The 14012-nt window shown below is 31.5% G+C and carries 16 protein-coding genes; 6 read left to right on the top strand and 10 right to left on the bottom strand.

Annotation, left to right across the window (positions count from 1 at the left end; all coding sequences use genetic code 11):
• The first annotated feature begins 187 nt into the window (after nucleotides 1–187).
• Nucleotides 188–610 carry a hypothetical protein gene (locus AC1DY0_RS01995; RefSeq protein ID WP_477187015.1) on the top strand — a complete coding sequence of 141 codons (423 nt, stop codon included), beginning with the start codon at nucleotides 188–190 and terminating at the stop codon, nucleotides 608–610.
• Here the strand turns inward: AC1DY0_RS01995 and AC1DY0_RS01990 are convergent.
• Together AC1DY0_RS01990 and AC1DY0_RS01985 are read right to left on the bottom strand one after the other, a co-directional pair.
• Nucleotides 607–1602: a glycosyltransferase family 9 protein gene (locus AC1DY0_RS01990; protein ID WP_477187306.1), complete on the bottom strand. Its 996-nt coding sequence runs from the start codon at nucleotides 1600–1602 to the stop codon at nucleotides 607–609. The two genes, AC1DY0_RS01995 and AC1DY0_RS01990, sit on opposite strands and share 4 nt — an antisense overlap.
• Before the next feature lie 61 nt (nucleotides 1603–1663).
• Nucleotides 1664–2269 carry a DUF4254 domain-containing protein gene (locus AC1DY0_RS01985; RefSeq protein WP_477187014.1) on the bottom strand — a complete coding sequence of 202 codons (606 nt, stop codon included), beginning with the start codon at nucleotides 2267–2269 and terminating at the stop codon, nucleotides 1664–1666.
• Nucleotides 2270–2359: 90 nt separating this feature from the next.
• Here AC1DY0_RS01985 and upp point away from each other — a divergent pair, with 90 nt between their 5' ends.
• Nucleotides 2360–3013: a uracil phosphoribosyltransferase gene (upp, locus tag AC1DY0_RS01980; RefSeq protein ID WP_477187013.1), complete on the top strand. Its 654-nt coding sequence runs from the start codon at nucleotides 2360–2362 to the stop codon at nucleotides 3011–3013.
• On the opposite strand, the gene AC1DY0_RS01975 is transcribed toward upp, so the two are convergent.
• Nucleotides 3008–3937 (bottom strand): DUF6427 family protein, encoded by a 930-nt coding sequence (locus tag AC1DY0_RS01975; RefSeq protein ID WP_477187012.1) that lies wholly within the window; start codon nucleotides 3935–3937, stop codon nucleotides 3008–3010. The two genes, upp and AC1DY0_RS01975, sit on opposite strands and share 6 nt — an antisense overlap.
• Before the next feature lie 145 nt (nucleotides 3938–4082).
• On the opposite strand from AC1DY0_RS01975, the gene AC1DY0_RS01970 reads away from it, so the two are divergent.
• Entirely contained in the window at nucleotides 4083–4313 is a 231-nt protein-coding gene (locus AC1DY0_RS01970; RefSeq protein WP_477187011.1) for a DUF6341 family protein, read from the top strand.
• 70 nt (nucleotides 4314–4383) lie between these two features.
• Here the strand turns inward: AC1DY0_RS01970 and purD are convergent, their stop codons facing one another.
• The gene (gene purD / locus AC1DY0_RS01965; RefSeq protein ID WP_477187010.1) at nucleotides 4384–5658 is read right to left on the bottom strand and encodes a phosphoribosylamine--glycine ligase; all 1275 of its coding nucleotides are present in this window, start codon (nucleotides 5656–5658) and stop codon (nucleotides 4384–4386) included.
• A 151-nt stretch (nucleotides 5659–5809) separates the two neighbouring features.
• Between purD and AC1DY0_RS01960 the strand changes: the two genes are divergently transcribed.
• The 3 genes from AC1DY0_RS01960 to AC1DY0_RS01950 are packed head-to-tail and all read left to right on the top strand — an operon-like array spanning nucleotide 5810 to nucleotide 7686.
• Complete coding sequence (locus AC1DY0_RS01960; RefSeq protein ID WP_477187009.1) at nucleotides 5810–7120, top strand: phenylacetate--CoA ligase family protein; 1311 nt, start codon at nucleotides 5810–5812, stop codon at nucleotides 7118–7120.
• 39 nt (nucleotides 7121–7159) lie between these two features.
• Complete coding sequence (locus AC1DY0_RS01955) at nucleotides 7160–7462, top strand: ORF6N domain-containing protein (protein WP_477187008.1); 303 nt, start codon at nucleotides 7160–7162, stop codon at nucleotides 7460–7462.
• Nucleotides 7444–7686 carry a hypothetical protein gene (locus AC1DY0_RS01950; protein WP_477187007.1) on the top strand — a complete coding sequence of 81 codons (243 nt, stop codon included), beginning with the start codon at nucleotides 7444–7446 and terminating at the stop codon, nucleotides 7684–7686. Before AC1DY0_RS01955 ends, AC1DY0_RS01950 begins: the two co-directional genes overlap by 19 nt.
• A gap of 15 nt (nucleotides 7687–7701) precedes the next feature.
• On the opposite strand, the gene AC1DY0_RS01945 is transcribed toward AC1DY0_RS01950, so the two are convergent.
• The 6 genes from AC1DY0_RS01945 to AC1DY0_RS01920 all read right to left on the bottom strand — a co-directional run bounded on the left by AC1DY0_RS01945 (nucleotide 7702) and on the right by AC1DY0_RS01920 (nucleotide 13809).
• The gene (locus AC1DY0_RS01945; RefSeq protein WP_477187006.1) at nucleotides 7702–8472 is read right to left on the bottom strand and encodes a glycosyltransferase family 2 protein; all 771 of its coding nucleotides are present in this window, start codon (nucleotides 8470–8472) and stop codon (nucleotides 7702–7704) included.
• A gap of 1 nt (nucleotide 8473) precedes the next feature.
• A complete protein-coding gene (locus AC1DY0_RS01940; RefSeq protein WP_477187005.1) occupies nucleotides 8474–9826 on the bottom strand; it encodes an exopolysaccharide biosynthesis polyprenyl glycosylphosphotransferase in 1353 nt (450 codons plus the stop codon).
• Nucleotides 9826–10809 (bottom strand): UDP-glucuronic acid decarboxylase family protein, encoded by a 984-nt coding sequence (locus tag AC1DY0_RS01935; RefSeq protein WP_477187004.1) that lies wholly within the window; start codon nucleotides 10807–10809, stop codon nucleotides 9826–9828. The genes AC1DY0_RS01940 and AC1DY0_RS01935 overlap by 1 nt, the downstream gene beginning before the upstream one ends.
• Nucleotides 10810–10960: 151 nt before the next feature.
• Entirely contained in the window at nucleotides 10961–12091 is a 1131-nt protein-coding gene (locus tag AC1DY0_RS01930; protein ID WP_477187003.1) for a glycosyltransferase, read from the bottom strand.
• Nucleotides 12072–13154 (bottom strand): glycosyltransferase family 4 protein, encoded by a 1083-nt coding sequence (locus AC1DY0_RS01925; RefSeq protein WP_477187002.1) that lies wholly within the window; start codon nucleotides 13152–13154, stop codon nucleotides 12072–12074. The genes AC1DY0_RS01930 and AC1DY0_RS01925 overlap by 20 nt, the downstream gene beginning before the upstream one ends.
• Nucleotides 13147–13809: a hypothetical protein gene (locus AC1DY0_RS01920; protein WP_477187001.1), complete on the bottom strand. Its 663-nt coding sequence runs from the start codon at nucleotides 13807–13809 to the stop codon at nucleotides 13147–13149. The genes AC1DY0_RS01925 and AC1DY0_RS01920 overlap by 8 nt, the downstream gene beginning before the upstream one ends.
• Between the last annotated feature and the right edge of the window lie 203 nt (nucleotides 13810–14012).

Below are 14012 nucleotides of genomic sequence, written 5' to 3'. Positions count from 1 at the left end.
TAGAAATCGCAAATGATAAACAAAAAACTTCTCCAAAAAGAGAAGTTTTTTGTTTTATAAGTGGTTGTTTTTTATTATATTAGTAAAATAAATTAGAATAATCTTGACATCCCTAATTTTAGATAGGTTTGTTTGACAAATCTCTAGTTTACATTATTGAAGTACGTTTAATAAAAAACTAAATACCATGACTATCCTTCACCACATCCACTTACATTTTATTTCGCTTTTTGCAATAACAGCTTTTTTGTGCGCACTCGTTATAATTAAAAAGACGAGAAATAAAAAAGGGCCAAAATTACTAACAAAAGAAAAATACAATTCTACAATGGTTGGAAAAATGGAAGAAATAGTGCGAGCAGAAGTGATCGTTTTTAATATTTGGCCTTATGTAGATAAGTTAAAATCGATTAAAGTTATATCGAAAAAAAATAAAGAACAGGAACTGATATATAAAGTTTACCGCAATTCTACAGGAGAATTTGAACACATTCTGCTATCTACTGAACAGGAAAATCATTTTGTTGTAATTATTGTAAATAGAACCAAAAAGAAGATAATGGGTTATTACCTTCTCGATGTGAATGGAGAATATAATTTAGTGGCTTAAATTAAATAGGATTTAATTTTAGAAACTATGTCCTCAACAACAATAGTTCTCATGGCGTTTTCATAACCCTCTACTTTTTTATTGCCATAAACAGATGTTGGTAATTTTGGATACAAATTCCTATCCGAAACTAAGGCGTTTTCCAAAGGCTGATTGAACGGTGAAAATCCTGCATAAGGATGTGTCGCACCCCAAAGTGTAATGACTTTTACTCCAAGCATTGCCGCGATATGAGCGTTTCCAGAATCCATAGAAAGCATCACATCCAGATTTGATATAAGTTGCAATTCCTGTTGAAACTTAATTTTTCCAGCCATATTGATGACATTCGCTTTGCCGGAGCATAATGTACTCAAAATTTCGATTTCTTTTTTTCCTCCTCCAAAAAGCAAAATAGTGTTGTTTTGGTCTAATGCTAAAGTGTCTATCACTTCTTGCATTAAATCCAAAGGATATACTTTTGAATCATATTGTGCAAAAGGTGCAATCCCAATAAATTTTTCTTGTGAATTACCTATTAGACTTAGAATTTCAGAATCCAAAATGGCTTTCGGTGGAAATATTGGATTGGCTAAATCCACAGAAAAACCAAGTTCTTCAAAGACTTTGGTGTGTCTTTCAAACATCGTGGTCAATGGTTTGAAAATTTTATTTTCAGAACGCGTAAGGGCTTTTTTCTCTTCTCTACCTTTATCTACAGATGCTATTTTTTTCCCGCTTACAGCAAAAAGTGTTCGCACTACTTTAGAACGTAGTACATTGTGCAAATCAGCAAAAGCATCAATATTCAATGGTCCCAAATCCTGATATAACCTACACAGTCCCAAGAATCCTTTATGCCTTTCTTTTTCATCAAAAGCAAAAAAAGAGAGATTGGGAATGCCAGCAAAAAAAGGTTTGAAAAAAGGTCTAGAAACTACCGTGATTTTTACTTCCGGATACTGATTCGAAAAAGCTCGTAAAACAGGAACCGTCATAGCGACATCCCCCATTGCGGAAAGTCTTATGACGGCTATATGTTTAATTTTTGGAGACAAGTTTGTTACCAAAAAATTATTTTTTATTTTGATACAAAACAGGATTCAAATCATCATCATTGTACATTTTCATCTGTTTGTACACTTTCATGAATTTATCTCCATTTTCAATGTCTGTCAATAAATCATCGATTGCCATTGACAAATCAGATCTTTGTTCCAAAAGAATGTTCAATTTTACTTGACATTTATCTCTATGGTCTTGTGAAGCTTCTGTACGTGTAGCTTCTTCATTCATATGGTAAATTTTCAAAGCCAAAATGGACAATCTGTCAAAAGCCCAAGCTGGACTTTCTGAGTTGATTTTAGCATCGTCCTTAACTACAACATGACTGTATTTTTGAAGAAAATAACTATCTATATATTCAACCATATCTGTACGTTCCTGATTTGAAGCGTCGATTCTTCTTTTCAAAGTCAAAGCTGCAACTGGATCAATATTTGGGTCACGAATGATATCTTCAAAATGCCATTGCACAGTGTCAATCCAGTTTTTTAGATATAACAAATGTTCAAATTTATCTTTTGGAAAAGGATTGTTTATAGGTTGATCAACATTATCAAATTGATGATAATCTTTTATACTTTGCTCAAATACTGAATAAGCTAATTTTGAAAACATATCTTAATGATTTTAGAAATACAAAGATACTTTTTATACTTTTGATAGTGTAAAAAAAACTCCACAAATTAAATTTCTAATAACGACTCCATGGAAATTCATTATTTATCAGAAAAAAATAGTGTGCTAAATCATTTTTTAAGTCAAATTCGGAATGTCAATATTCAAAAAGACAGTATGCGATTTCGCAAAAATATTGAGCGCATTGGAGAAATTATGGCCTATGAAATGAGCCAGTCTTTTCATTACAGAGATATTGAAATAACAACTCCTCTTGGGGTCAAAAAAACTACCGAAATTGCAGATCAGTTGGTTKTATGTTCCATTTTAAGAGCTGGATTAACCTTACATCAAGGCTTTTTAAACTATTTTGACAATGCCGAAAATGGTTTTATTTCGGCCTACAGGCACCATCCTAATCATGATGATTTCTTTGACATACTAGTGGAATACCAAGCAATTGCTGATATTAACGGGAAAAATATTTTGTTGGTTGACCCAATGCTGGCCACTGGGCAATCTTTGGTGGCTGTTTTTAATAAACTAATGGAAAGAGGTATCCCAAAAGAAATCCATATCGCCGTGATTATTGCCGCTCCAGAAGGAATATCATATCTAAAACAAAATTTACCCGACAGCTGTCATCTTTGGGTTGCTTCACTGGACGAAAAACTTAATGATAAAAGTTATATTGTTCCTGGACTTGGCGATGCTGGAGATTTGGCCTACGGAGATAAATTATAACTGAGAAAAGAAAGTAAAAAAACTACAAGCCAAAAGCACAAACATAACAATTTCTTCTTTTAGTTTTGGTTGTGATATTTCGATATGGGACGTAGCCATTATTGTCAATGGCGCAAAAGTAAAGACTAATAATTCGTTGCTTTTATTCGCTGACAAAACAAAAACTAAAATCCCTATAAAAAACGAAGCAATCACTTTTTTATACGAAGAAAGCAATACCAAAGGTCTGCTAGATAATGTTGAAAACATTGATATTACAAAAAATAAAGCGATTGTAACATAAATAGAAAAAGCGATATTTTGATAATTATTGGTAAAATAATCAAGACTTAAGCTGATTTTGCTTTTCTCCTGCAAAAAAGCAATACTGTGGAAATCAAAAATTAAAGAACATAAAAGAAATAAAATCGTTACTCCAAAAAGAGCTATAAAAGGGATAACCCAGTTTCTATAATCTCTTGAAACGTGAAATATAACGGATATAAAAACCAGAAGAATATATAAAATGCTCCAAAATTGAAATAAAGCGGCTATAAAAATCCACAATGAGGCATCAAAAAGTTTCTCTTTTGTTTCTTTTAAAGTTTGTAAAGAAACAAGGCGTCTAATGGCCAACAAAATAAAAAAATTGGCAAGAATCAGATTTGTGTTTTTTAATAAATCTGGAAAAAAAAGCAGAAATAGAAAATAAAAAAAAGCGGTGTAAGTACTGTCCCTGCTCAATCCGTTACGTTTTGAAATAAAACTGGAAAGAAAAATAGTGGCCAACAAAATCACTAATAGTCCTACACTTTTTAAAATAGAAATAACAGAATTTACCCAAGTAACATCTTGAATTTGATATAGAAAAAAGAAAACCAGCATTAAAATAACTACCAAAGAAAAATTTAATGGTGTAGATTTTTTAAAAACACTTGTTATCATAAKGATATTTTATACTTTTGTGACTGTAAATATAATACTTGTTTAAAAAGGAATGGAACAAGATTAAAAAAGATTCAATAGAAAATTTGATTTATTTGACGTTCTAAATTCCAAAACATAAATAATAAAATAAAAGAGATACATTATGACATCATTTTTTGAAGGAATACAATACTTATTTGTAAACATTTTATTCGCTCCTTTAGACTTTTTACGTTCATTAGAGCTTAAATCATGGTTTGGTGCCAATACTATCAACTGGATCTTCATGATTATTTGTTCAGTTGCTATCGTTTATTGGATTAAACAATTGAAATTACATAAAGAAAATGGCGAGGAGTTTCAAGACACAACTGCTCATTCTTTTTTGGACTAAAAATCGAATCCAAATAAAAACCAAAACACGAATTGAACTTACTATTTTGTTCAATTCGTGTTTTTTTATTTTAGATTAAATCGAATCCGATATCTTTTCGGAAATTCATTTTTTCAAAATGTATTTGATCAACATTTTTATATGATTTATTCAAGGCTTCTTGAAAACTATCACCATATGAAGTGATCGCCATAACTCTTCCTCCATTACTTACTACATTTCCATTGTCCAATTTGGTTCCCGCATGAAAAACGATAGAATCAGTAACCATTTCTAAACCTGTAATTATTTTTCCTTTCTCGAAATCTTCAGGATATCCGCCAGAAACAATCATAACCGTAGTGGCGCTTCTTTCGTCAACTTCAAGATTGAATTCATCCAGTTTTTCATTGGCTACAGCCAAAAACAATTCAACCAAATCCGATTTCAACCTTGGAACAACCACTTCTGTCTCAGGATCTCCCATTCTCACATTGTATTCGATAACAATTGGTTCATTGTTGACATTGATCAATCCAATAAACACAAAACCTTTATATGGAATCCCGTCTTTTTGAAAACCTTCAATTGTTGGTTTTACAATGCGTGTTTCTATTTTTTCCATCAAAACGGCATCAACATAAGGAACTGGAGAAACTGCTCCCATCCCACCTGTATTCAAACCTGTATCTCCTTCACCTATACGTTTGTAATCTTTGGCAGTTGGTAAAATTTTATAATTTTTCCCATCAGTCAATACAAAACAGCTCAATTCTATTCCGTCCAGAAATTCTTCAATAACTACTTTGGAACTTGCTGCACCAAATTTTTGGTTTACCAACATATTTCTTAATTCAGATTTAGCTTCCGCCAAATCCTGAATGATTAAAACTCCTTTTCCCGCTGCCAAACCATCTGCTTTCAAAACATATGGAGGTTGTAATGTTTCCAGAAACTTACATCCTTTCTCAACAGTTTCTGCAGTAAAACTATCATAAGCTGCTGTTGGAATTTTGTGTTTCATCAAAAATTCTTTGGCAAACTCTTTACTTCCTTCCAATGTTGCCCCAATTTTTGAAGGTCCAATTACTGGAATATCCTTTAACTCTTGATCGTTTAGGAAAAAATCATAAATCCCTTTTACTAAAGGATCTTCTGGTCCAACAACAACCATTTCTATATTTTCTTTGATTACCAATGCTTTTATTGCTTCAAAATCAGTGGCACTAATGTCAACGTTTTTTGCAATTTGAGCAGTTCCAGCATTTCCTGGCGCTACAAAAAGGGTGTCACAAAGTGGACTTTGAATCATTTTCCATGCAAAAGCATGTTCTCTTCCTCCTGATCCTAATAGTAAAATATTCATGGTGCGGTTTTTTAGTTGCATTACTGTCTTTTGACAGATGGTGCAAAAATAATTGCTTTTGAACTTAAAAAATAATTATATGTCAAAAAGTTGTAACTAAATCACCAATAGTTGTGGCTAAATATTATTTTTGACAAAATATACTCCTCCAATGTTCAAAATATTCGACTTAACGCTTCAAATAAATGGTTTTCCTATGCAGAAAGCCAAAGCTGAATTGCAAAAAATCATTGCTATTCCTGAAGAAGAATATGGTCATTTCATTGAACAAAAAAAAATGGATATCGTAAATTTTCATTTAAATAATAATCCTTTTTACAGGGAATTGGCCGGAATCGAATCTTTAAAAAACTGGTCCGATTTACCAATTTTGAATAAACTAAACTTACAGAAGCCCTTGAATGAAAGGCTTTCTCAGGGCTACACTGAAAAATCAGTATATATTAATAAAACATCCGGTTCTAGCGGGCATCCTTTTGTATTTGCCAAAGATAAATTTTGCCATGCCTTGACATGGGCTTCCAATATTTATCGTTTCGGCTGGTATGGAATTGATTTTAACTCCTCCTATCAAGCACGTTTTTATGGAATCCCATTAGATTTTATCGGAAACAAAAAAGAAAGGTTTAAGGATTTTTTGAGTCAACGATATCGGTTTTCAATATTCAATTTATCTGATGAAGTTTTGGAGCAATTTTTAAAAGATTTTAAAACCAAAAAATTCGACTATGTCAATGGCTATACCTCATCGATAGTTTTATTTGCCAAATTTTTACAGAAAAAAAACATTGTTTTAAAAGATATCTGTCCCACTTTAAAAGTGTGTATGGTCACTTCCGAAATGCTTTTTAAAGAAGACAAACTGTTGTTGGGAAAACAATTTGGCATTCCGATTGTTAATGAGTACGGAGCTTCAGAATTGGACTTAATCGCTTTTCAAAATCTAGAAGATGAATGGCTAGTCAATTCAGAAACCCTATTTGTAGAGATTTTGGACGAAAATAATCAAGTAGTTCCAAACGGAACTTCAGGACGAATTGTAATCACTTCATTATTCAACAAAGCACATCCTTTTATTCGATATGATATTGGCGACATCGGAGTTTTAGACGAAAAAAGCACCGTGAAAAAACCAATTCTAAAAAAATTAATAGGTAGAACCAATGATATTGCTATTTTACCTAGCGGTAAAAAATCACCTGGATTGACTTTTTATTACGTAACCAAAAGCATCATAGAAGAAGATGGAAATGTAAAAGAATTTGTCATCAAACAAACTAAAATAGACCGCTTTGAAATAGAATATGTCAGCGAATCAGAATTGGATGAAGGACAAATTGGAAAAATAAACAAAGCCGTTGCACTGTACCTAGAACCAAATTTACACTTTACTTTTAGCCGAAAAAAAGTCTTGGAAAGAAGCAATCGTGGAAAATTGAAGCAGTTTACTTCATTTTTATAATGTAAATAAAATCGTATATTAGTCGTTTAAATTAAAAAAATGAGCGACGAATTTTTCCTTTCAGAAGAAACTATTTCCAACAAAATTTATTTTATTCGTAATCAAAAAGTAATGATTGATCGTGATTTAGCATCACTTTACGGGATTGAAACCAGAGTTTTAAAACAAGCTGTCAAAAGAAATATATCAAGATTTCCTGAAGATTTTATGTTTGAACTTAATAAATCAGAGTTTGAAAATTGGAGATCACAAATTGTGATCTCCAATTCCGATAAAATAGGTTTGCGATATGCTCCAATGGCTTTCACCGAACACGGCGTTTTATGTTATCAAGTGTTTTAAATAGCAATAAAGCCATTCCAACGAATATCCAAATCATGCGCATTTTTACAAAAGTGAGACAAATGCTTTTGGATACCACCGAAATTAAAATCGACATTGTTCAAATTCAAAAAAAGTTAGAAAATCATGATAAGAACATTGAATTGGTTTTTTCTTATCTGGATGAATTAACGGAGAAAAAGGAAAATGAAAGCAAAAGGGTAAAAATTGGATATAAAAAATAGCCACAAAAATGTAAATTAAATTTTCTTTATATAACGCGGTTTTATTATCAATTGAGTAAATAAAAACCCAATCATAATGAAAAAGGAAACAACATAATTATAGCCGTGAAAACTTCTATAAACAGCAAAATTATGTTTCAATAATTCAACTTTTGAGGCCGATAGTGAATTATCCCTGATGCGATAAATTGCTAAACTTTCTGGTACGGGTCTTGCTTTCTTCATCTTTTTCAAAATGGTAAGCCACATCATCCAATCTTGGCGTTTTCGAGTTGATGAAATCGCTATTTTTCCAAAATAGTTTCTATCATAAATGCCTGTAAGATTTCCAACATAATTACAAAAGAACAATTGATGATACGAAAGATTTCTTGGTGCTTCAACCCTTTTGTTTAAAGAATTTCCTTCTTCGTCCATGCAATCATAGAAAGAGAATGTAAAAGGTGCACTATTGTCTTTTAAAAATTGAAGCTGCTTTTCAAGTTTTAAAGGTTTCCACAAATCATCTGCGTCCAAAAAAGCTATGTAATCTCCTTGCGCTTTTGATAACGCTTCTCCTCTAGCAATACCAGCTCCTGAGTTTTTATCCAATTGAAAAAAATGTATTCTATTGTCATTGGCGATAAAATCTTCAATGATAGACAAGGTCTTATCTGTAGAACAATCATCCACAATAATCATCTCCCAATTCTGGTAGGTTTGATTTTGTACCGACCGAATTGTATCAGCAATGAATTTTTCAGAGTTGAAGGACGGAGTAATTATAGATACTAAAGGTTTTTCCATTTTAATACGCTTTCTTGTCTCCTTTTAAAGTGTTATGAATAGTATTGAAAATGATTTTCAAATCCAACAAAAGCGACCATTTTTCTATATAAAAAATATCATACCTCACTCTGTTTATAATGTCTTTGTCTGTTTCAACTTCACCTCGAAACCCTTTGGTTTGGGCCAAACCAGTTATACCAGGTTTTATAAAATGACGCACCATAAACTTATCAATCCGTTCTGCATACATATTGGTGTGACTTACCATATGCGGTCTTGGTCCCACTACAGACATATCTCCCAATAAAACATTAAAAAACTGTGGCAATTCATCGATACTTGTTTTTCGTATAAACTTACCAACTCTTGTGATTCTTGCATCATTTTTAGATACTTGTTCAATATCTGCTAACTCATTTATTTCCATAGATCGGAACTTAAAACAATTAAATTCCCTGTTATTCAATCCATTCCTTTTTTGAACAAAAAATAATGACCCTTTGGAATCCATTCTAATAATAATGGCCAAAATAGGTGTTAACCAAGATAATATCCCAACTATAATCAATATTGAAAAAACAGTGTCAAAAATGCGTTTGATTATTTTATGCAAGGATTCATCAAGGGAAATAGTTCTTTGCGAAATTACAGGGATGTAATCATAATATTCAAAAACTGTATTTAAAGAAAGTAATTGTTTTTGGTCTGGAATAAACTTAAGAGTTTTCAAATTATTGTCGGCAAAAAATATAAAATCATCCACTTGCTTACTGGTCAAATCTGTCAAAGAACAATAAATTTCATCTATTTTATTGTCCAAAATAAAAGAAAAACTTTCTTGAAGATGTTCCATTTTATGATTTTCCAAATTGAATACTTTAATCAATTTATAACCGTAATCAAGATTTTCTTCAAAAAAATGCTGTAGGGGTTCAATACTTTTATTCTTTCCAATAAGCACTACTCTTCTAAAATTACCACCAAATATGATTCGGTATTTTCTTAGAAAAAAATAAATAAATAATTTAAAACCAAGAATTATGTCAACAGATATTGTTATGAATTTCAGTATTGTAGACAAACTATTTCTTTCGGGATAAAAATAAGCAAGGGCTAGACAACACGTTGCAAAAGCAATAGCTTGCTTCAAAGTACAGTTCAATATAGCTATTACTTTGGTGTATCGATAGACTTCATAGAAGCCTAAATTGCCTGCAATAATAAACCATGCGCAACTTATGAACAAAGCATAAAAGTCCTGAAAAATAGGTATACCAGAAAAATACGCAGCAAAAACATTGATAATAACCAAATCTAATAAGCGCGAAAATGGGCGAATATAACCCGAATATCTTCCTGTTTTAGTTTTCACTAATTAATGTACTTAGAAAAATCTTTATGTTCCTCCTTGGATAATTCTTCTTTGGATAAAGACTTAAAATAATCATAGGTTATTTTCATCCCCTCTTCACGATTAACTTTTGCTTCCCAACCCAATAATTCCTTGGCTTTTGTAGTATCTGGCTGGCGTTGTAAAGGGTCGTTTACAGGTAACGGATGGTAAACTACTTTTTGATTAGTTCCTGTTAATTTTATAATCTCCTCAGCAAAATCTTTGATGGTGATTTCATCGGGATTACCAATGTTTACAGGAAAAACATAATCTGAATGTAATAATCTGAAAATGCCTTCTACCTGATCATCTACATAACAAAAAGAACGGGTTTGCATTCCGTCCCCAAAAATGGTTAAATCTTCTCCACGAATGGCTTGCCCAATAAAAGCTGGAATAACACGACCATCATTGAGTCGCATTCTTGGTCCATAAGTATTAAAAATTCGAACAATTCTAGTTTCCACACCATGAAAGGTATGATATGCCATCGTAATTGATTCCTGAAAACGTTTGGCTTCGTCATACACTCCTCTTGGTCCAATCGTATTTACATTTCCATAATATTCTTCTGTTTGTGGGTGAACCAAAGGATCTCCATAAACCTCAGATGTAGAAGCTATAAGAATTCTAGCTTTTTTTACTCTTGCCAAACCTAACAGATTATGCGTTCCCAACGAACCAACTTTCAAAGTCTGAATTGGAATTTTAAGGTAATCTATAGGACTTGCCGGCGAAGCAAAATGCAAAATGTAATCAATCTTTCCTGGAACATGCACAAACTTGGTGATATCATGATGATAAAATTCAAAATGCTCTAATTTGAACAAATGTTCTATGTTTTTTAAATCACCTGTGATAAGATTATCCATTCCTATTACATGATATCCTTCTTTGATAAAACGATCACATAAATGAGATCCCAAAAATCCTGCTGCTCCGGTGATGAGTATTCTTTTCATAAGAAGATAATATTGTTTTAGTTGGAATATGGTATCGCCAGATCCTCATTGGTATTTGCGACAAATACTGTCTTGGCGATTTCATAAAAATAAATATTGACCGCAAATATAGTGAGAATGCGTTTTGCAATACTCCTTATTTCCTATCTTTTTATAATAAACTATTCATATTCAAGTTTCGATGTTCTTGGTGTTTTTCATCCACAAATGCCTTAATTTCTCTTTCGAATCGCTCTTTAGAAAATTGCAAAGCGTGCTCTCGAATTTCTTTTGAGTTGAATTTTTGAGTTTCAAAATAAAGTACGGCATCCTTTAAACTTTGGGCTGTTTGTTCCTTAAAAAAAACACCAGTTTTACCCTCTGCAACGGTTTCCAGAACACCTCCTTTTCCAAAAGCAATTACGGGAGTCCCACAAGCTTGTGCTTCCACGGGTACAATTCCAAAATCTTCTTCAGCAGCAAAAACAAAGGCTTTTGCTTCCTGCATTTGTTTTTTTAATTCCAAAGTATCAATATGTCCGATCAAAGAAATATTACTTTTGGCTATTTTATTTATGGCATTGAATTCGGGGCCAGAGCCTGCAACAACGAGTTTCAGATGTGGCAATTCATTAAAAGCTTCAACAATCAAGAGTGTTTTTTTATAAGAAACCATTCGGGATGCCGTAAAATAGTAATCCTTTTTGTTTTCTTCTAAAGTAAAAAATTCAACATCAACAGGAGGATAAATTACAGTAGCTTCTCGATTGTATGTTTCTTTTATTCTTTCTGCAATATGATTAGAATTAGCAATAAAAAAAGTAACATTCTCTGAATTTGAAACATCCCACTTTCTAATCTTATTTAAGACATACTTAGCATAGATTCCTTTTAACCCCTTATTCAAACCAGAATCCTTCAAGTATTGCTCTTGCAAATTCCATGCGTATCTCATAGGAGAATGACAGTAACAAATGTGCAATTGATTTTTTTTTGTTTGAACCCCTTTTGCAATCGAAGAAGAAGAACTTAGTACTAAATCATATTCACTTAAGTCAAATCTTTCTATTGCAAACGGAAAAAGTTGCAAAAATTTTCGGTGATTGGACTTGACAGTGGGTAAATATTGGAGAAAACTTGTCTTGGCTTTTTTTCCATTTAAAATAAATTCTCGATCCGTTTCATTCAAAAAGTCAATTAAAGCATAATGATCAAAATCATCCCAAATATGATTAAACGAATGAATCACTTTCTCGGCTCCACCATTTACATAGTACCAATCGTTAATTAATGCTTTTTTCAAAATATATTACTTTTGTTTTTTTATAACTTTCAATTATCGAAATATATTGCTTTGAGGCTTTATTCCAAGAGCTTTTTTGTGCTAATTCAAATCCTTTTTTACAAACTTCAAAATAATTATCAGATTGCTCCATTTCTACTATTTTTTGTGCCAATTGATTAGCACTTACGGCATCAAAAAAAAATGCGCTTTCACCATATAATTCCCTATAAACAGGAATGTCAGACAAAATACAAGGTGTATATAAACTCATAGCTTCAAGAGCAGGAAGACCAAAACCTTCATAAAAAGAGGCATTTATTAGAGCTTTTGCCTCCACTATCCATTTATATAATGAATCATCGGTAACCTCATCTAAAAACTCAACATTAGAAATGGCTTCATAATTGTTCATTTTAAACACTTTTATATTTTTCTCTCCGATTACTTTTAACCTGTAAATATTGGGGGCAAGCAACTTAAAAGCTTCAATAATTACTTTAATGTTTTTTCTTTCATTCAAAGAATTAATAGCTAAATAATATCCTTTTTTAAAGAATTTATTTCCATTGTATTCTAAAAAACTTGCCAAATAAACAACTTCTATTTTTTCGTTTTTTATTTTGGGATAATACTTTAATATCTCATTTTTAGAAAAATTGCTTACTGTTATAATTCTTTTTGCTTTTTTTAAATTAAAATAAAACAAAATGTTATAAACAAGGATAAATTTCCAATCAAACCATTTCTCATTGACTTTAAAAGCAACATCATGAATCACCAAAAAATTTTTGCTGCACAGCATTGGAGCTGTATTACAAAAGTTTAACAGTAAGGCAGCTTTTTTTCTAAACAAAAAGAATGGCAACTCAATTTGTTCCCATAAATGTCCTCCAAAAAAACCCACCTTAATACAATTCAAAGACTCAGCAACTGGATTTAAAAATTCTTTATTTGGGCAAACAAAAATAATTTCGCCTTTATAATGAGCTTGCAAATGAGTACTTATTTCAGTTGCTACCCTCTGAACGCCTGTTGTTTTTTGAGTAAGAAACCTACCATTTACATATATTTTATCACTCATTTTTAAGGCTGTTTTTAGGTGAATTTATAAAAACAAAACAAAACCATAAAAACACATAAATACCAAGCTGCCTACTTAATACATTTTCAAACAAACATTGAAATAGAAATATTAATACAAAAAATAACGAATAGTCATTTTTATGTTTATAGAAATTACTAATATGGATAACAAAAATAGACAAGAAAAGTATAGTTCCTACTAGACCATAACTGGTAAAAAACCATAAAAATTGATTGTGTGTATTATACTTATAGTTATTTTTTCCAATCCACCAATAAGGCCCATTACTCACCTCTTTGGAATTATAACAGGCAATAAGTTTATTATCCACCTCTTCGCTGCTAAATGTCCCTACAAAATAATTAAACCCTTTTTCATCAACAATGGTCCTTGCACATTGCCATATTGCAATTCTTGGTTCTCCTTTTTCAATTGCTATCCGCTGAATTATATATCTGTTACTAATAATTGTTATTACTAATATTGAAGAGAGTATTATAAAATAAACTATTTTCTTCTCTTTCAAAAAGAAAAGAAAGCTAAGTAAAACAGAAATACCCATCGCAAGTCTAGCCGCAATAATGAACAAAGTGATAACAATAATTGCAAGAAAACAAAATAGGAATCCCTTTTTTATATTACTATTCTCCATCACGAATTTTATGCATACGATGGATAACAAACAATTTAATGCAAAATAAGGTCTCTCAAGTATAAATCTATTTTCGACTAATGAATTGAAAAGTTCAAAACTTTTTACCGTCGAGAATAAATAATAATGGATTACTATAAAATCAATATAGAGTATGTGTATTAATTGCAATACCAAAAATGAATATGCAAAATTCTTTATCT

Source organism: Flavobacterium sp. P1_E4 (assembly GCF_056405915.1).
The sequence above is the reverse complement of the archived record's forward strand: the minus strand, read 5'-3'. Positions and strand labels throughout refer to the sequence as shown.

What these genes read in the sequence shown, in the direction of transcription:
- AC1DY0_RS01995 (WP_477187015.1), top strand. Translation starts at nt 188, where the DNA reads ATGACTATCCTTCACCACATCCACTTACATTTTATTTCGCTTTTTGCA.
- AC1DY0_RS01990 (WP_477187306.1), bottom strand. Translation starts at nt 1,602, where the DNA reads ATGGGGGATGTCGCTATGACGGTTCCTGTTTTACGAGCTTTTTCGAAT.
- AC1DY0_RS01985 (WP_477187014.1), bottom strand. Translation starts at nt 2,269, where the DNA reads ATGTTTTCAAAATTAGCTTATTCAGTATTTGAGCAAAGTATAAAAGAT.
- AC1DY0_RS01975 (WP_477187012.1), bottom strand. Translation starts at nt 3,937, where the DNA reads ATGATAACAAGTGTTTTTAAAAAATCTACACCATTAAATTTTTCTTTG.
- AC1DY0_RS01970 (WP_477187011.1), top strand. Translation starts at nt 4,083, where the DNA reads ATGACATCATTTTTTGAAGGAATACAATACTTATTTGTAAACATTTTA.
- purD (WP_477187010.1), bottom strand. Translation starts at nt 5,658, where the DNA reads ATGAATATTTTACTATTAGGATCAGGAGGAAGAGAACATGCTTTTGCA.
- AC1DY0_RS01960 (WP_477187009.1), top strand. Translation starts at nt 5,810, where the DNA reads ATGTTCAAAATATTCGACTTAACGCTTCAAATAAATGGTTTTCCTATG.
- AC1DY0_RS01955 (WP_477187008.1), top strand. Translation starts at nt 7,160, where the DNA reads ATGAGCGACGAATTTTTCCTTTCAGAAGAAACTATTTCCAACAAAATT.
- AC1DY0_RS01950 (WP_477187007.1), top strand. Translation starts at nt 7,444, where the DNA reads ATGTTATCAAGTGTTTTAAATAGCAATAAAGCCATTCCAACGAATATC.
- AC1DY0_RS01945 (WP_477187006.1), bottom strand. Translation starts at nt 8,472, where the DNA reads ATGGAAAAACCTTTAGTATCTATAATTACTCCGTCCTTCAACTCTGAA.
- AC1DY0_RS01935 (WP_477187004.1), bottom strand. Translation starts at nt 10,809, where the DNA reads ATGAAAAGAATACTCATCACCGGAGCAGCAGGATTTTTGGGATCTCAT.
- AC1DY0_RS01925 (WP_477187002.1), bottom strand. Translation starts at nt 13,154, where the DNA reads ATGAGTGATAAAATATATGTAAATGGTAGGTTTCTTACTCAAAAAACA.
- AC1DY0_RS01920 (WP_477187001.1), bottom strand. Translation starts at nt 13,809, where the DNA reads ATGGAGAATAGTAATATAAAAAAGGGATTCCTATTTTGTTTTCTTGCA.